The sequence below is a fragment of the Mesorhizobium sp. M4B.F.Ca.ET.203.01.1.1 genome (assembly GCF_004791025.1).
GTDB classification, from domain to species: Bacteria; Pseudomonadota; Alphaproteobacteria; order Rhizobiales; family Rhizobiaceae; genus Mesorhizobium; species Mesorhizobium abyssinicae.
This window is the reverse complement of sequence record NZ_SRUO01000004.1, coordinates 127,228-143,873: the sequence shown is the minus strand read 5'-3', so window position 1 is coordinate 143,873 and position 16,646 is coordinate 127,228. Positions and strand designations below refer to the sequence as shown.

Genomic DNA, 16,646 nt, shown 5'->3' with positions numbered 1-16,646 from the left:
AACCGAAGATCAGGCTTGCGCCGCGAAAGCCCATGGCTGACACGCCGGCGGGACAGCACCCCCCTCTGCCCTGCCGGGCAACTCCCCCGCAAGGGGGGAGATTGGCCGTCACACCGGCTTTCGCCAATCGCCAGCGCCGGAGAGATTGGCGGTTTTAGTGACGCGCTCATGCCCCCACCCGATACGGTTTGAGCACTTCGGCTTCCGGCCTGGTCTTGAGATAGTAGGCCAGCCAGTCGGCCTTCTTGCCGGCGGTGATCGAGGCGAGGCTGAGCCAGGGAGCCCAGTGCCCGGGGCTGAGCGCGTATTTCTCGCGGCGGCGGATGGCGTCCCACTTCGCCGTCCGCGTCAAGAGTTCATGCGTCAGCGGCGGCTTATTCTCGTCGCCGACGAGCTGGTAGAGGAAATAGAACAGGTTGAGCGCGCCAGCGGCGAAGCTTGGCCGCGTCTCGTCCGGTAGCGTGGCGATCCGTTGCTCCAGCGCGACGATGAACCGGGCCGCGCCGGCGACCGTGTCGAACGAGACATCCTCGCCGATGTCGCGAAGGTCCCGCGTCGCTTCTGCCAGGCCTTCGCGTTCGAGGTTTTCGGCCACGATCCTGAGATGCGTGCGGCGCATCTCCTTGGCATGCCGGCTGGTCACGCTGCCCGGATGGATGCGGTAGACGAGTAGGTTCTCCGGCATCATCGCCGCCGGATAGCGGGCGGCCAGCCGTCGGAAGAGGTCGAAATCCTCGGCGTGCCGGTAGCCGGGGTCGTAGTACAGGCTGTCTTCGCCGATGACCTCGCGGTTGTAGACCACGGTCGGATGCATGAAGATGGTGAAGAACTGCGACAGGATCGGGATGCGGCCGATCTTGAACACCGGATCGAGCTCGCCGCTCTTGATGCGGCCGTGCTGAAGCATGTCTATGCCGGCGCCGCAGAAGCCGAGCTCCGGCCGGTCGGCGAACAGCGCCACCTGGCGCGACAGGCGCCACGGATAGGCGATGTCGTCGGCGTCCATGCGCGCCACCAACTCGCCCTGGGCGAGCTTCAGCCCCTCGTTGAGGGTGGCGACGAGGCCGCGGTTTTCGCGCGAGATCAGGGTGACACGGCTGTCGGCCTTGCGGTGGCGCTCCAGGATTTCCAGCGAATTGTCGCTCGAGCCGTCGTCGATCGCGATCACTTCGAGGCGCACATAGTCCTGCCGCAGGATGGAGCCGATCGCGGCAGCGAGATAGGGCCCGGCATTGTAGACCGGCAAAAGCACGGAAACGAGCGGCGCGGCGGTCATTGTCTTGCATCCGTTCGCTGCAGCGACGGCACGGGGCCGCCCGCCGGCCGTCCGGACCACGCCGCGCTGCGTCCGCGCGCGACGTAGGGAAAATGCCGCTTGAGGCCATTGAGCGGCTTTTCGAAAACCATCCAGGAGATCGAAGCCGCGACGATGGTGGCGGTGCCGGCGACCAGGAACCGCCCCGGCCCCTGTTCGGAGACGTTGAGCGGAATCCAGGGCTGCGCCTTGACGGCGTAGGCCAGCAGGATCGGGTGGTAGAGATAGACGCCGTAGCTGATGCGGCCAAGCGAGAGCAGTGGCGGCAGTTCGGCGAACCGGCCTATGGCGCCGCCGACGCCGCGCGAGAAGGCGCCGACGATGGCCATCAGCGGCACCAGCGGCAGCACTTGCAGCAGCAGCCAATGCGCCCATTCCAGCATCGGGTTCGCCGGTGCCGGGATGAACCACTGGATAACCAGGAACAGGCCCGCGAATCCCGGCCAGCCGAGCCGCATCCAGCGCGGCACGTCGGCGCCCCTGGCGCGCCGCGCCGCAAGCAGCGCGCCGCAGGCCAGCGCGTCCATCGAGGCCGGCGGCAGCAGGTCGCGCGCCAGTGCCGGCACGGCGGTCACCGGCCAGTAGAAGCGGTAGGCGAGCGACAGCACGATGACGCCGCCGATGATCGCCTCGACGCGGCGGCGCGGCGCCAGCAGCACGATCAGCGGCCAGGCGACGTAGAATTGCTCCTCGATGCTGAGACTCCAGAAATGGCAGAGCAGCCAGGGCGTCCACTCGTTGCGCAGCGCGTACCAGAAATTGGAGAGATAGAGCGCATGCCAGGCGAGCGATCCGCTGGCCTGTTCGAGGTCGGTTAGCCAGACGAGGCCGAGCACGGCGAAATAGGGCGGGAAGATTCTAAGCATGCGGCGGATGTAGAAGGCCCGCAGCGCCGGCCCGGCCTCGAACGCGGCGTCATTGCGCGCTTCGAGCAGCAGCCGCGTGATCAGGAAGCCGGAGAGAACGAAGAACAGCCGGACGCCGAGATGGCCGAGGAAGGACGTCCCGCCGGGCGCCAGGAAATGCGCATAGAGCACCATCGTCACGGCGACGGCGCGCAGCGCATCGAGCTGTATGTCGCGCGCGTTCGCCATCAGCGGCTTCCGCCGATGTCATCCGCTAAGGCTGGATAGAAATCAATGCCGGTCAGCAGAAGGCCCAACTGCTCAGCTCCTCCACGGCACATTCGCAACTGCTAACGAATGTAGCACGGAATGCTGCGCCGCAACACAAAATGTTTACCGCGTTGAAATAAAACTGTGATCTCGGACCCGACAAAAGGCACAGATTCGCCCATTTTTCGCCTTCTTTGCCAATTGCGACTGCCAGTGCGTCGGGAGTCGTGCAGAAATCCGACGCTTGTTCTGTTTTGTCTATAAGTATTCATCAGGTTGAGTTCTGGGTAAGTTGCGCGCAACTTGTGCGAGTGCTTGTTTGATATTTGATCATAATTTCCGGATGGTTGCCTTGGCGAATGAGTCAAGGGCAGTGCGACGTTGTGCAACGCAGCAAGATATGGTGCGAACCGAAGGTACGAGCGTGCCGCCGAGCGAGCTATAACAAATGTTGTCGCGCGGACCGGAGGCGAGGCGGCCGCTGCCGTTTGCCTCTTTCAGCACGGCCTTCGCAATGAGACAGAATTGGCGGCGCGGTCATTGATCCGCCCGGCGGTCCCGGTCGAGCATGAGCGCGACTATCGAGCCGGCGCAGACGGAGATCAGGATTGAGACCCAGGTGATGCCGCGAGATGGCTGCTCGGGTTCAGCGACGGCAACGGCCTTTTCAGCGGCCACGGCCTGCGCTACGACCGGGCCCAGGTCCGGTCTCGTCCCGCGGCGGATCGAATAGGCGCGCGTCAGCTCGGCGCCGAACAGGAAGATCTGCGAGGAATAATAGACCCACAGCAGCGTGACGATGAGGCCGCCGGCGGCGCCGTAGGATGAGGCGATCGTGCTGGCGCCCAGGTACCATCCGATCGCCGATTTGCCGACCGTGAACAGCGCCGCCGTCACCAGTGCGCCCAGGCCGACATCGCGCCACGCCAGTGACCTGTCCGGCAAGACCTTGTAGATCGCCGCAAACAGCACCGCCGTCAAAATGAACGACAGGACCGTGTTGAGCACGCTGGCTATCGTCTCGCCAAATGGAAGATACGCGTTCAGCATCGCCGCCAACGCCGAGATCGCCGCGCTGGCGATCAGGGAGACCAGCAAAAGAAAGCCCAACGCGCCAACCAGCCCGAGGCTCGCGGCGCGCGCCCTTACCATCCTCGACAGGGACGTGTCGGTCGGCGGGACTTTCCATATGGTGTTAAGCGCAAGCTGCATTTCGCCGAAAACCCCGGATGCGGTGGCGATCAGCGTCACCAATCCAGCCAGTGCGGCCCATGTTCCGCTTGTCTGGTTCGACGCCGACTCCAGTGTGGCGCGGAAAAGCTCCGCGCTCTGTGAGCCCATCAGCCCGGAGATTTGCGCCGACAGCGCGAGTTCCGCCGCCTGGTGCCCGATCGCGATCCCTGAGATTGCCACCACGATCAGCAGGATCGGCGCCAGCGAGGTCGCGGCATAGAAGGCGAGCGCGGCTCCCCGGCTCAAGGCATTGTCGTTGACGAAGCCGGTCGCGCTCTCTTTCAGCAAAGCCCAGATCATCGACATGAACGCCCTGGCACGCCGGCAAAGCAGCCGGCCTGATCCTCAATCTGCCGTCTGCCATTTTGTTCCCGAGGCAACCGAACTGCCTTTGCGGCATTGAAGGCAACAATGGGAGACACAATCATGGAGCGGCCGCTCTATTTTCTTGCCGAGTTCTTTTCGAAGCCGCCGGGCTTCTATGTCATGCTCGCCGCCGCCCTTTCATGCGCCCTTGTGGCGAGTTCGACGGTCGGGACCTACATCCTCTCCATTTCGGCCATTGCCTTGACCGGGGTCGTGCTGATCCAGAACTACCGTGACACCTCGGCCATGCAGGCCAAGCTCAACGAGATAATCGTGGCGCTGGATGCCGCGAGAAACGACGTCGTCGGCCTCGAGCACGGTTCGCCGGAAGAGATCTCCGCCAAGCTTGAAGCCATCGAGCAACGGGCAGCAGGCGCCGCCAAGAGCAGATCGGGCGCGGCCTAGCAGCGCTGGCGGGGATTGGCATACTGCCCCATCAACCATGCGTCCGTGCCTCACGACAGGCAGGCCTTTTGACCCTATCTCCGGCACATCGCTCAAGAGGCAGGGGAGAACCGTGACGTCGGCGCCAATCACCAAAACGCGAGCCGAAGCCGGCGCCTTGCCCGTCCTCGGGCTGCTGGCGGCCATGCTGTCGGTTCAGGTGGGCGCTGCCTTCGCCAAGGGCCTGTTTCCGGTCGTCGGCGCCCAGGGCACCACGACGCTGAGGCTCGTCGCCGGCGCGCTGATGCTGGCGATGGTGCTCAGGCCCTGGCGCGTAAGGCCCTCGCGCGCGGTGCTGCCCTGGCTCGTCGCCTATGGCGTCACGCTCAGCTTCATGAACCTTCTCTTCTATGCCGCGCTCACCAGGATCCCCCTCGGTATCTGCGTGGCGCTCGAATTCACCGGCCCGCTGCTGGTCGCGACGCTGACGTCGCACCGAGCAAGGGATCTGGCCTGGGTGGCGCTGGCGCTGGCCGGCGTCGTGCTTCTGTCACCCTTCGCCGATGTGCGCCAGGCGCTCGATCCGATAGGCGTGCTGCTGGCACTTGCCGCCGGCGGGTGCTGGGCGCTTTACATCGTCTTCGCGCAGAAGGCCGGCGCCGAGCTCGGCGGCCGCACCACGGCCTGGGGCATGGCGATCGCCGCCGCCCTGTCGCTGCCCTTCGGCCTAACCGACATCGTACCCAAGATCGCCGAGCCGCATGTGCTGGCGCTGGCCGTCATCGTCGGTCTGCTCTCTTGCGCGCTGCCGTTCTGGCTGGAGATGATGGCGCTGACCAGGATACCGGCCAGGGTCTATGGCATGATGGCGTGCCTGGAGCCGGCGCTGGGCGCGCTGATCGGCTTCCTTTTCCTGCACGAACGGCTGACGGCACTGCAATGCGCGGGCATAGCGGCTGTAATCCTCGCCGCTTTCGGCACGGCGATCACGGCAAGGCCGCCGGTGCCGTCGCCAGCCTAGATATCGGCTTGTTGCTGGCTTTGTCAGCCGGCCCCGTTGATGATCACGGAACCGCCATTGACCGCGGTGACCTGCGAGAGCTTGTCCTTCTTGACGAGCTCGGGCTTTGCGTAGGTTTTCTTGCTCATCCCACACTCCAAAAACTGTCGAGCGAGTTTGCCAGACCAATCGAGCCTGTCAACTTCCGGCTCGCCTTGCCCGGCTGGCCAAGTCAGCCTTGCGCCTAGGCTGCTTCAGCAGTTGCAATTAAGCAATTGTTTTTATGTATACTTTTGCCGTCAAGGTTGCGGGTGTTCAAGGCTCGGGCCGCGGATATGCCTCTGGCCGAAATGCTCGGCATGCAACCTTGCCTCTATGGCTTTCGGGCGGTCACGCCGTCGGCGGCTAGCTGTCCGGCGATTTCGGCCAGGTCGGTGTCGCCTGGCTTTATTCGTTGCCGGATGCCCGGTGGTCGCTAGCGCCGGCAACGGTCGATGGTTGCCGAACGAGTGCCCTGACTCGTCGATCGCCGGGCCCGGGTTGGTGCGGCGTTGCGGCTTGCGGGAGCCTTCGCAGGACTACATCCCGAGGTTGAACTAGGACTTTGGTCTGACGTCGTTTGTGCAAAAGTCCGAATCGCCAAGACATGGGTCGTGGGCCACTTCCGCAAGGCGTTGCGATTTGTGAATGTTTTTCGCATCGACAATGCCGTTGGGGTTTCGGCTGGGTTCGGGCCGGTTGACCGGCATGGGGAGAATGGGATGCGCGTACCGCGCATGGGCTGCAGGCTGGTCTTGCGGGCGCTGGCGGCGCTGGCGTTGACTATCGCACCTTTTCATCTCTCGATCGACGGTCCCGTCGCTTCCAAGGCCCAAGCCGGCAAGGGCGGCAATGGCAATGGCGGCGGCAACGGCAACGGCGGCGGCAATAGCGGCGGCAACGGGAACGGTAACAGCGGCGGCGGCAGCAGCAACGGAAACAGCGGCAACAGCAACGCCGGCGGCAACGGCAAGGGTAACAGCAAAGGCACCGGCGAGAATGCCACTGTCGATCATGTCAACGCCGTAACCGGCGACAAGGTCGAAGTCGACGGCAAGAGCATCAGGGTCACGCACCCCAACGGAATGACGGAAGAAATCGAAAACGGCCGCTTCAGGATGGAGGACGCGCTCGGGCGCACCATCGTCGATAGAAGGGCAACCGCTGCCGATGTGGCGCGGCTGAAGAGTTTTTGAACGGTTTGTGAGAGCGAGGTTCTATCTGGAAGTGATCGTTTCGGGACCGAAGGTCAGCGCTGCAAAATCAGGTTGCCACCTTTTGCTTCGTCTCTTCAGTCCTTGATCATCGGTTGACAGGACTTTCGTTGCTCACCTTGCCCCCGCCTTCTGGCGGGGGTATTTTTTTGGGGTCCGCCTTGCATTCCCGCAGGGCAACCCTTGGCGCATCGCGGCTCGTTGGCGCGGTCCCCGCATTTTTCACGCGCGCTATAGTCTTAGAGAATTGCGTTGCGCTTTCCAAGAGGTTTGGTTAACGCGCCGCAACCTTGCCGCGTCCTGGCGTTGCCGTTCGTCGCGCGGGTCGCATTGCGCCGGCATTGCGACATAGGTCCGGCAGAGGCGTAAAAAAGGTCCGAACCGGCAGGGCAAGGGTCGTGGGCCGCTTTCGCGCGCGTGCCCATGCATGGATGCTCTCCTCTTCTCAATCATGCCGGCCGCGGTCTGCCAGACCGGAGAGAAGACCGGCAGGGAGAGGAGATGCTCACACTGTCCTTGAACCGGCTGAGCCGGCTTGTCCTGGGGGCTTCGACGGTGCTGGCGCTGACGATCGCGCCTTGCCACGTCAAGCTCTATGGCGCCGCCAGGATCGTTCCTGCATTGGCCTATGCCGATGCCGGCAACGGCAATGGCGGCAATGGGAACGGTGGCGGCAACGGCAACGGCGGCGGCAATTCAAGCTCCGGCGGCGGCAACAGCAACAATAACAGCGGTAACAACAACTCAGGCAACAACAACGGCAACCGCGGCAACAGCGCCAGCCACAACAGCCACGTCAACGCGGCGACCGGAGACAAGGTCGAAATCGATGGCGACACAATCAAGGTCGTCCATCCCGACGGCATGAAGGAAGAAATCCGGAACGGCCGTTTCGAGATGGAGGATGCTCTTGGCCGAACCATCGTCGAGCGCCAGGCGACGCCCGAGGATCTGGCGCGCCTGCTGGGCTTGTGAGGGCAGGGAGCTACCCCTTTCTGTCCCTCACGCACCCCCGTCCTGAGGGCGGGGGTGACTTTTGTGAATAGATAGTGAATGGGTGAATGGTGAATAGTGTTGGCGCCTATCCATTCACCATTCACCAACCTAATTCTTCTCCTTCGCCTCATGCATCAGTAGCGCCGCCTCCGTGCGGTTGCGCACGTTGAGCTTGGCCAGCACCCTGGTCATGTGATGCTTGACCGTCTTTTCCTGCAACGACAGCCTGGCGGCGACCTCCTTGTTGCTGAGGCCCTCCGCCACCAGCCGCAGGATCTCAGCCTCGCGGCCGGTGAGCTGGCTGAGCGGGTCGGGCTTGCGGCTCGCCGGCTGCAAAAGGTCCGACAGCAGCCTCGCCGACAGCGTCGGCGAGACATAGCTCTGGCCAGCCGCGACCTCGCCGAGGATTTCGGCCAGCGTCTTGGAGCCGACGCCCTTCAGCACATAGCCGCGCACGCCGGTGTTGAGTGCCTGGGCGACATCGGCATTGGTTTCCGACACTGTCAGCATGACGATTTTCTGCCCGGGGTGGCCGGACAGGATCCGGGCCGCGGCGTTGAGCCCGCCGCCCGGCATGCTGATGTCGAGCAGCAGGATGTCGGGTGCGGTCGTCTGCACCAGCCTTTCGGCGTCGTCGGCGCTGGCGCCTTCGCCGACCACCGCGAACCCGCCGATCTCGCCGAGGCTGCGCGCCACGCCCTCGCGAAACAGCGGATGGTCGTCGACAATGGCGATACGGATGGATGCGGTCACGGCTGCTCCTCGACAGATAGTGTGATCACCAATCGCGTGCCTTGCGGGCCGGACAGTGTTTCGAACTGTCCGCCGATGCTTTCGATGCGTTCCCTCAGGCCCGCGAGCCCGAGCCCCTCGCTCCTGCTGGGATCGAAGCCAGGACCACCGTCCATCACCTCCACCGTCAGCCTGCCGCCTTTCATGCCGGCCCGCACCGCCTGATCCTTGCCCTTTCCATGCCGCCACGCATTATTCAACCCTTCCTGTACGAAACGGTAAATGCTGATCTTCTCGGAAGTGCCGAGTTCCGGCAGGCGGCCGGGAAGCGTCAGCGCCACCTTGCTGCTGGTGCGCCGCTCGTGTTCCTTCACCGCCAACGTCAGGATGTCGACTACGGCCTGCGTCTCGATCTGCGGCAGAACCAGGCCGTTGCAGATGCCGCGTATCTCGCGCATCGCTTCGCCGAGCGTCTTGTGGATGCCCGATATCTCGGCCTCGCGCAATTCGCTCGAGGCGGCTGGATCGAGCAGCAGAGGGCTGTCCATCCTGAGCGCGGCCAGCGCCACAAGCTGCGCCGGCCCGTCATGCAAGTCGGCGCCGATGCGCCTGAGATAGCGTTCATTGATGGCGGTGGCGCGGCGCGAGGCCCGCTGCACGCGCTGGCGCAGCGATGAGTTCTGCGACAGCGCCGACTGCAATTCCGTCACCTTCGCCTCGAGTGCCGTGCGTTGCGTCTCGATGGTGCGGCTGCCGCGAAAGACGATTCCGGACAATAGCGCCAATGCCGCCGCCGTGGCGCCAGCCACCACCAGCCAGGTCGACCACAGCGCCGCGTTCAGCGTTTCCTGGAAGTCGTCGGCGATCTCGTAGAACTCCGACACGGCGACGACTTCGCCCGACCAGGGTTCGCGCACCGGATTGTAGATCTCGAACAGCGGCGCGTTCACCGTTTTCTCCTCACCGGCTTCCGGGTCGTCGTCGAGGTCGTTGTATTCGGCCATGACATTGCCCGCGAAAGCCGAAATCAGGTTGTGGTTGGGCGGGAAGGTCTTGCCGATCAGCTCGGCGTCGTCGGCATAGAGGATCATGCCGTCGCGCCGCCAAAGCTTGAACGAGACCAGCCGCTTGCCGAGCGCGCCCTGGCCCAGCGTCTCGTCCAGCGCCCGCTTGACGGTGTCGCTGAGCTCGCGGCTCTTGCGCATGTCGGGCAAGAGCGGCGCGATCACGCTGTCGACATAGAGCGCCGTGGTGGCGGCGGAATTGCGCATGACGCCGTCCCGGATCTGCGAAGTCACCCAAAGCCCGACCAGCAGCATCGCGGCCAGCAACCCGACGCCGCTGGCAATGAAGAACTGCAGCGCCAGCGACAACCTGCCCCATCGCCGCAAAAATCCCCCCAAGAAAGTCCCGAACAATCGCACACCTCTCCCCTGGCTGCGAAGACTATAGACTTAGTCCGGCGTTTGCGACATCGACCTTGGTGTGGGCCACTGGGAGCCACCGTTGGCATTGTGCAGTCTCTTGGTGCGACGCAATGCGGTCACTCCGGGCCGCTTCAGCTTCCGCACCGGGCGCTGGCGAAACGGTTCGGGAAGCCCCGGGAGGTGACGTCCGTCAAATGGACGAGACGGGCCGATGGCTGGCATGCCGGCTCATCCCTTCGTGGGCTACGCACTCAGGCTTAATTGAGTGATTGCTAATATGTTTGTAGGGTCCATGGCGCGGCGGGCGTGCGACACCCGAACCCGCAGTGGCCGGTGCGGCTTGCCCCCCGAAGCCCAAGCCCCAAGCTGCGCCGGCCATTATGGCGGGGTGCTTCGCCCAGTGAATTCCTTGCCGGGTTCGCTTTGTGCTGTTCGCTCGATGAACAGCTTGGCATGTTCGGCCCAATCGGCCGCCGTGACGCCATGCTCACGGGCCGATTTCTGGAAAGCCTCGCGCAGAAGGTCGAGGTCGAAGGCCGAAAGCCGCTTGTTGTCCGATACCTGATTGCGCGCCACCGCTACCCCCCGGAAGCGAGTCATATACTTCTCTATATCTTTCATATGCCTCGCGAGTTGGGGCTTTCAAGCGCATGTCCTGACTTCTTTTGGGTGCAATTGCGTCCCGTGGGCCTATCACTCACTGTTGGCCGAGCCGGAGGGCTCGGTGTGACTTGCCGCCGGACATCCGCCCGGCCCGGCTGGTGTATATTCAAGGAAATGCTAATATTGATCGCGCCGGTGCAAGCATTTGCAGCTTCGCGCGGCCAGTGGCGGCGGTTGCCGTCGAGGGGACGGCATGCGGATCGCGATGATAGGTGCGGGCGGCATCGGCGGCTATGTCGGCGCCAGGCTCGCCGAGGCGGGAGGCGACGTCAGCTTCATTGCTCGCGGCGCCCACTTGCAGGCAATGCGCGAGGGCGGCCTGCGGATTCAAAGCGACATCGGCAACGTCTTTCTGGCCGATGTGTGCGCGAGCGACTCGCCGGCCGATATCGGTCCCGTCGATCTCGTGATCTTCGCCGTCAAGCTCTACGACAGCGAAAAGGCCGCCGGCGCGCTCGGACCGCTCGTCAGCGGGAAAACGCGCGTCGTGACGCTGCAGAACGGCATCGACAGCGTCGGCATTCTCCGCCGCCATATTCCCAGCGACAGCGTCATTGGTGGCGCCACCTATCTATCCGGCTTCATCAAGCAGCCCGGAGAAGTCGTCCACGCCGGCGGGCTGCCTCACATTCTCGTCGGCGGGCATGGCGATCCTCTCATCAAGGATCTTCAGGCGCTATGCGATCGCGCTATCGGGCTGGAGCTGAAGCCGGTTGCCGACATCGACAATGTGCTGTGGGAGAAGTTCGTGACATTGGCGGCCTTCTCCGGCGGAACGTCGCTGATGCGCTCGGGCATCGGTCCGATCCTCGACGACCCCGAGGCGCGTATCTTCATCGAACAGCTGCGCGATGAGGGAATAGCGATTGCCGCGGCGGCCGGCCATCCGCTGGCCGAGGGGTTCGAAGGACGCGTCACGACCAGATGGTCCGCATTCCCCCCGCATGTGAAATCGTCGATGGCCAACGATCTCGAAAGAGGGAAACCGATCGAGGTCGCCTGGCTGTCCGGGCGGATGCACGAGCTGGGCATCAAGTTCGGCATAGCGACCCCTGGCCACACGGCGGTCTTCCGCGCCTTGCATCTCCACGCAGCCGGTGCCGTCCCCTAGCGGCATCCCATCGACCTTCCATGGAGGGCGTCATGACATCGAGCGAAGGCATGCCGGTGACGACAGGGAGCGAGGCAACAGGCTCCCAAAATATGTTCAACCAGGAGCTCGAGACCTACCGCAGGATCGTGGCCGCGAACCTGATGTTCCATCGCGAGGTCTATCGCCTGCTGCGCGACGTGCTCACGGAGCTTGCGCCCGCGTCGTTCCGGTTTCTCGACATTGCCTGCGGCGACGCCGGCGCCTCGGCCGCGACGCTGAGGACGACCACGATCGGCAACTATGTCGGCATCGATTTGTCGGAAGCATCGCTGCGGCTTGCGGCCCGAGAGCTCGATGTCCTGCCTTGCCCCGTTGAGCTGCGCTGCAGCGATTTCGTGCATGCGATGGCGAAGTGGTCGGAACCCGTCGACGTGATCTGGATCGGCATGTCGCTGCACCACTTGTCGAGCGAGGGCAAGGCCCGGCTGATGCGCAACGTCCGCAGGGCCCTGGGAGGGATGGGCCTGTTCGTCATCTGGGAGCCCGCTTTGTTCGAGGGAGAGGATCGCGCTGCCTGGCTCGCGCGCTTTTCCTTGCTGCGCGATGAATGGTCGGCCGTCTCCGACGAGGAGTTCGCCGCCATGGAACGGCACATGCTTCTGGCCGATTTCCCGGAAACCGCAGCGAGATGGCTCGGCATGGGGCGCGAAGCCGGCTTTTCCCATGCGGAGGAAATATTCGTGATGCCGAACAGAATGGGTAGGATGTTCCGGTACTGGAACTGACCAAGGGCGCGATGATGGCATCCAAACTGAAGCCGGACGACATTGAACCGGGTGATGCGCCGGTTCCCTCGGCAATCGAGCTTGTCGGCCGCTGGGGACGGCTGCGTCCGCTCGACGCCGCGCGCGACGCGGCAGGGCTCTATCCGCTCTCGCATGACGAGCACACGCAGGCCACCTGGATCGACATGAAGGTGGGGCCGTTCGCCACCGAACGAGTTTTCGCCGAGCATGTCGCCGCCCTGGTGGCGGATCCGAAGCGCGCCTTCTTCGCCGTCGACGGTCCCGACGGCGGGCCACTGGGCTGGCTCTGCCTGATGGAGGCAAGGCCCGCGCATCATGTCGTCGAGCTTGGCTACGTACTCTACACGCCGCCGCTGCAGCGCACCCGGCTCGCCACCGAGGCGCTCTATCTCATCCTGCGCCACGTCTTCGACGATCTCGGCTACCGGCGTCTGGAATGGACCTGCACCTCGACCAACCAGCGCTCGCGCAAGGCAGCCGACCGTCTCGGCTTCGTCTATGAAGGCATGCTGCGCGAGGGCCTGTTCCTGAAGGGCAAGGCGCGCGACATCTGCATGTACTCGATGCTCTCCAGCGAATGGCCGGCCCGCCGCGCCGCCCTCGAGGCCTGGCTCGATCCCGCGAACTTCCGCGATGGGCGGCAAATCTGGTCGCTGACCGAAATACGTGCGGCTGCCGGCCATGATCCCGGGGAGCCGGCGGATCCGCCGCTGCCGGTCTGACCGAAAACCCTTACCGGTAGCGATGCCGGTTTCGTGCTAATCAACTCAGTGGTTTCGCATGCAGGGGGCAGGCCTATGAGGGCGCTCGAAATCTCCAATCAGGACTTGTCGCGGCTGGCGGACGAGGCGATGGACCTCGCCCGGAGCTACTGGGCCTCGCTTGACGATCGACCGGCCTATCCGTCGACCAGCGGCAAAGAGACGACGGAGCTTTTCTCGCGGCCCTGGGCCGAGGAGGGCAGGGGCGGGGATGTCCTGCACGACTTCAAGCTGATCGCTGCGCATGCGCGACCATCGACCGGCAGGTTCTTCGCCTACGTGCTCGGTTCGGGCGAGCCGGTGGGCGCGGTAGGGGAATTGCTGGCGGCGGTGCTCAATCAGAACGTCACCTCGTGGCGATCGGCTCCGGCGGCGACGTCGATCGAGCACGCCGTCGTCGGGTGGCTGGCGCAGGCGGTCGGCTGCGCCGGGTTCACAGGCAGCCTTTGCGGCGGCGGCTCGGCGGCAAACCTGATGGCGCTGGCGATGGCGCGTGAAGCAAAGCTGCCGGCCAACGAAACGGGAGTGCGCGGCGGTGTCATCTATGCGTCCGAGCAGGTGCACATGTCCATTCCGAAGGCGGTGGCGCTGCTCGGCATCGGCAGGTCGAACCTGCGGCTGGTTGCCGTCGACGATCAGTTCCGGATGCGTCCGGACGCCCTGCAGGCGGCCATCGCCGCCGATCGCGCGGCCGGACGAATGCCCATCGCCATCGTCGCCACGGTCGGCACCATCGTCTCCGGCGCCATCGATCCGCTGCCAGAGATCGCCGACATCGCCGGGCGCGAGGGCCTATGGCTGCATGTCGACGGCGCATATGGCGTACTGGCCGCCCTGGCCCTGCCGCAACAGCTCAATTCGTTGGCGCTGGCGGATTCGCTTTCGCTCGACGCGCACAAATGGCTCTATCAGCCGCTGGACTGCGGCTGCCTGCTGCATCGCCACCCGGACATCGCGCGCAAGACGTTTTCGCACAGCGACGACTATGTCGGCCTGCTGAGTCAGGATCCGACGGAAGGTTTCGCCTTCTTCGAGGAATCGTTCGAGCTGTCGCGGCGTTTCCGCGCACTGAAGCTTTGGCTGTCGCTGCAATATCACGGGCGCCGCGCCTTTCGCGACGCGATCGCCGAGGACCTGCGCCATGCAAGGCTGCTGGCGGAGGCGGTCGAGGCGCATCCGGAGCTGGAGCTTCTGGCGCCGGTGCCGCTCAGCGCGGTCTGTTTTCGCCATCGCGCCAAGGATAACAGGGCGATCCTGAGACGCGTGAATGCCCGCGGTCGCGTCTATCTGTCGAACGCGACGGTCCGCGACCAGTTCGCGCTCAGGGCGTGCTTCGTCAACCACCGCACGACGGACGGCAATGTGCTCGAAATCGTCTCGGAGGTCATCGCAGCGGCCGGCGAAGTTAACGACTGAGGTAAGGTTCGCCAGTCGGCCAAAATGTCACTCGACGAAGCCGAACCTGTCGACGTCGAACAGGCCCATGTCGGTCAGCTTGAGATGCGGGATGACCGGCAGCGCCAGGAACGCCACCTGCAGGAATGGCTCAGGGATCGTGCAGCCGATCGCGCGTGTGGCCTCGCGCAACTGGTGCAGTGCATGGGTGACGGTCTCGAAGGAGTCGAGGCTCATAAGCCCGGCCAGCGGCAGCGCCAGCTCGGCGGTGATGACGCCATTGTCGGCCACCGCCATGCCGCCGCCCATCGCGATAAGCCGGTTGACCGCCACCGCCATGTCGGCGTCGGTGGCGCCGACCACCGTGATGTTGTGGCAGTCATGGCCGATCGAGGAGGCGATGGCGCCGCGCTTGAGGCCGATACCCCGCACAAAACCCTTGCCGATATTGCCGTTCCTGCCGTGACGCTCGACCACGGCGGCCTTGAGGATGTCGGCTTCGGGATCGGCCTGCAGGCACTGGTCGAGGACGGGCAGGGCGGCGTCCTCGCGGAAGGTGATGATGAGGCCGGGCTTGATCGCGATCACCGGCGTCTGGTTGCGGCCGGCCCTGGCCTCGACACGGAAGGCGTCCGCCGTGACCGGCCTCGCCTTCACCGAGCCGAGGCCGACCGGCCCCACCGTCCGCCGCGTCTCGAACAGCGCCGGGCTCACCAGCCGGCCGCCCGCGATGACGTCGCTGACGCGGCAGTCCTCGAGGTCGTCGAGCAACGCGATGTCGGCCCGCCAGCCAGGCGCCACCAGGCCGCGGTCGGTGAGGCCGAAGATGCGGGCAGCCGAATGGCTGGCGGCGCGGTAGACGTGATGCAACGGCCGGCCCTTGGCGATCAGCCGCCGGATCGAGGAATCGAGATGGCCCTCCTCGGCGATGTCGAGCGGATTGCGGTCGTCGGTGCAGAGCGCGACGAAGCTCGACGTGTCGGCGTCGAGGATCTCGGCCAGCGCGTCAAGGTCCTTGGAGGCCGAGCCCTCGCGGATCAGGATCGCCATCCCCTTGGCGAGTTTTTCACGCGCCTCGGCGGCGGTCGTGGTCTCGTGGTCGGTGCGAATGCGCGCCGCCAGATAGCCGTTGAGCCGCTGGCCCCTGAGCAGCGGCGCGTGGCCGTCGATGTGGCCGTCGGAAAAGGCGTCGAGCTTGGCGATCATGCCTTCGTCGCCGGCGAGCACGCCGGGAAAATTCATCACCTCGGCGAGGCCGACCACCTTGGGATGGGAACGGAAGGGTACGAGGTCCTCCGCCTCCAGCCGCGCGCCTGAGGTCTCGAACGTCGTCGACGGCACGCAGGACGACAGGTTGACGCGCACGTCGAGGATGGTCCGCTCTGCGCAGTCGAGGAAATAGCGGATGCCTTCGACTCCCAGCACATTGGCGATCTCATGCGGGTCGCAAAGCACGGTGGTGACGCCATGCGGCAGCACGCAGCGGTCGAATTCGAGCGGGCTGACCAGCGAGGATTCGATGTGGAGATGCGTGTCGATGAAGCCCGGCACGGCGAAACGGCCGCGGCCGTCGATCTCCTCGGCCGCCTGATAGCGCGCATGGGTGCCGACGATGCGGTCGGCGACGATGGCGATATCGGTTTCGCTCACCGTGCCGGTGACGACATCGAGCAGCCGCACGTTGCGGACCACCAGATCGGCGGGCACCTCGCCGGAGCCGGCGCGGATCATGCGGGTCAGCTGTGTCTTCGAATCCATTGGGTGCTCGCTCGGGCGGGATGCTCGTCCACGCTCGGCTGAAGTGCGGAAGCGGTCAAGGGCCGATCAGCAGAACGCGGACATGACGATGAGCAAAAGGTGAGCGAGAACCTGCGACTGCGCGGCGAATATCTCTACGACAAGTACAAGTCGCTGGACATCGCCGTCGGCGGCGCCGGCTTCGGCGGCACCCTCGGCGACATCACCACCAACTCCTTCGTCAGCCCCGGCACGAAGGTCGACATGTCCAACCAGACGGTGCGACTGACGGCCATCTATCAGTTCTAGAAGCAATTCCAGGAAAAAGTGCGTAGCGGTTTTCTGTCCGGAATTGTGTAATTCAAATACT

Annotated in this window: 17 protein-coding genes; 9 read left to right on the top strand and 8 right to left on the bottom strand. The window is 64.6% G+C overall.

All coding sequences use genetic code 11. The annotated features are described in order from the left end of the window. Positions 1-166: 166 nt before the first annotated feature. From EN846_RS10485 to EN846_RS10475, 3 genes are all read right to left on the bottom strand, one after another. Positions 167-1,276 (bottom strand): glycosyltransferase, encoded by a 1,110-nt coding sequence (locus tag EN846_RS10485; protein WP_127392605.1) that lies wholly within the window; start codon positions 1,274-1,276, stop codon positions 167-169. Next, positions 1,273-2,409 carry an acyltransferase gene (locus EN846_RS10480; protein WP_127392604.1) on the bottom strand — a complete coding sequence of 379 codons (1,137 nt, stop codon included), beginning with the start codon at positions 2,407-2,409 and terminating at the stop codon, positions 1,273-1,275. Before EN846_RS10480 ends, EN846_RS10485 begins: the two co-directional genes overlap by 4 nt. A 558-nt stretch (positions 2,410-2,967) precedes the next feature. Further along, positions 2,968-3,963 (bottom strand): YihY/virulence factor BrkB family protein, encoded by a 996-nt coding sequence (locus tag EN846_RS10475; protein WP_348630761.1) that lies wholly within the window; start codon positions 3,961-3,963, stop codon positions 2,968-2,970. A 126-nt stretch (positions 3,964-4,089) separates the two neighbouring features. Between EN846_RS10475 and EN846_RS10470 the strand changes: the two genes are divergently transcribed. Next, entirely contained in the window at positions 4,090-4,434 is a 345-nt protein-coding gene (locus EN846_RS10470) for a low affinity iron permease family protein (RefSeq protein WP_127392607.1), read from the top strand. A 112-nt stretch (positions 4,435-4,546) separates the two neighbouring features. Continuing rightward, positions 4,547-5,434 carry a DMT family transporter gene (locus EN846_RS10465; protein WP_127392602.1) on the top strand — a complete coding sequence of 296 codons (888 nt, stop codon included), beginning with the start codon at positions 4,547-4,549 and terminating at the stop codon, positions 5,432-5,434. 23 nt (positions 5,435-5,457) lie between these two features. Here EN846_RS10465 and EN846_RS10460 read toward each other — a convergent pair whose 3' ends face one another. Beyond that, entirely contained in the window at positions 5,458-5,562 is a 105-nt protein-coding gene (locus EN846_RS10460) for a putative RiPP precursor (protein ID WP_127285199.1), read from the bottom strand. A 612-nt stretch (positions 5,563-6,174) separates the two neighbouring features. On the opposite strand from EN846_RS10460, the gene EN846_RS10455 reads away from it, so the two are divergent. Further along, positions 6,175-6,648 carry a hypothetical protein gene (locus EN846_RS10455; protein WP_127285204.1) on the top strand — a complete coding sequence of 158 codons (474 nt, stop codon included), beginning with the start codon at positions 6,175-6,177 and terminating at the stop codon, positions 6,646-6,648. A 519-nt stretch (positions 6,649-7,167) separates the two neighbouring features. Then, the gene (locus tag EN846_RS10450) at positions 7,168-7,641 is read left to right on the top strand and encodes a hypothetical protein (RefSeq protein ID WP_127285198.1); all 474 of its coding nucleotides are present in this window, start codon (positions 7,168-7,170) and stop codon (positions 7,639-7,641) included. Between the two features lie 129 nt (positions 7,642-7,770). On the opposite strand, the gene EN846_RS10445 is transcribed toward EN846_RS10450, so the two are convergent. The 3 genes from EN846_RS10445 to EN846_RS10435 form a co-directional block, all read right to left on the bottom strand. After that, positions 7,771-8,415 carry a response regulator transcription factor gene (locus tag EN846_RS10445; protein ID WP_127285197.1) on the bottom strand — a complete coding sequence of 215 codons (645 nt, stop codon included), beginning with the start codon at positions 8,413-8,415 and terminating at the stop codon, positions 7,771-7,773. Next, positions 8,412-9,767, bottom strand: a complete 1,356-nt coding sequence (locus EN846_RS10440; protein ID WP_135913841.1) for a sensor histidine kinase — start codon at positions 9,765-9,767, stop codon at positions 8,412-8,414. The genes EN846_RS10445 and EN846_RS10440 overlap by 4 nt, the downstream gene beginning before the upstream one ends. A 432-nt stretch (positions 9,768-10,199) precedes the next feature. Then, the gene (locus tag EN846_RS10435; RefSeq protein WP_127393940.1) at positions 10,200-10,421 is read right to left on the bottom strand and encodes a hypothetical protein; all 222 of its coding nucleotides are present in this window, start codon (positions 10,419-10,421) and stop codon (positions 10,200-10,202) included. 256 nt (positions 10,422-10,677) lie between these two features. Here EN846_RS10435 and EN846_RS10430 point away from each other — a divergent pair, with 256 nt between their 5' ends. The 4 genes from EN846_RS10430 to EN846_RS10415 all read left to right on the top strand — a co-directional run bounded on the left by EN846_RS10430 (position 10,678) and on the right by EN846_RS10415 (position 14,560). Further along, the gene (locus tag EN846_RS10430) at positions 10,678-11,595 is read left to right on the top strand and encodes a 2-dehydropantoate 2-reductase (protein ID WP_245493406.1); all 918 of its coding nucleotides are present in this window, start codon (positions 10,678-10,680) and stop codon (positions 11,593-11,595) included. Between the two features lie 32 nt (positions 11,596-11,627). Next, on the top strand, positions 11,628-12,362 hold the full coding sequence (locus EN846_RS10425) for a class I SAM-dependent methyltransferase (protein WP_187331177.1): 735 nt from the start codon (positions 11,628-11,630) through the stop codon (positions 12,360-12,362). 11 nt (positions 12,363-12,373) lie between these two features. Beyond that, positions 12,374-13,105, top strand: a complete 732-nt coding sequence (locus EN846_RS10420) for a GNAT family protein (protein WP_127393939.1) — start codon at positions 12,374-12,376, stop codon at positions 13,103-13,105. A gap of 75 nt (positions 13,106-13,180) precedes the next feature. After that, positions 13,181-14,560, top strand: coding sequence for a pyridoxal-dependent decarboxylase (locus tag EN846_RS10415; RefSeq protein WP_128346476.1), 1,380 nt, complete (start codon positions 13,181-13,183; stop codon positions 14,558-14,560). Positions 14,561-14,587: 27 nt separating this feature from the next. On the opposite strand, the gene ade is transcribed toward EN846_RS10415, so the two are convergent. Then, positions 14,588-16,297: an adenine deaminase gene (gene ade / locus EN846_RS10410; RefSeq protein WP_127393156.1), complete on the bottom strand. Its 1,710-nt coding sequence runs from the start codon at positions 16,295-16,297 to the stop codon at positions 14,588-14,590. Positions 16,298-16,396: 99 nt separating this feature from the next. Between ade and EN846_RS10405 the strand changes: the two genes are divergently transcribed. Next, the gene (locus EN846_RS10405; RefSeq protein ID WP_127393157.1) at positions 16,397-16,585 is read left to right on the top strand and encodes a hypothetical protein; all 189 of its coding nucleotides are present in this window, start codon (positions 16,397-16,399) and stop codon (positions 16,583-16,585) included. The last annotated feature ends 61 nt before the right edge of the window (positions 16,586-16,646 follow it).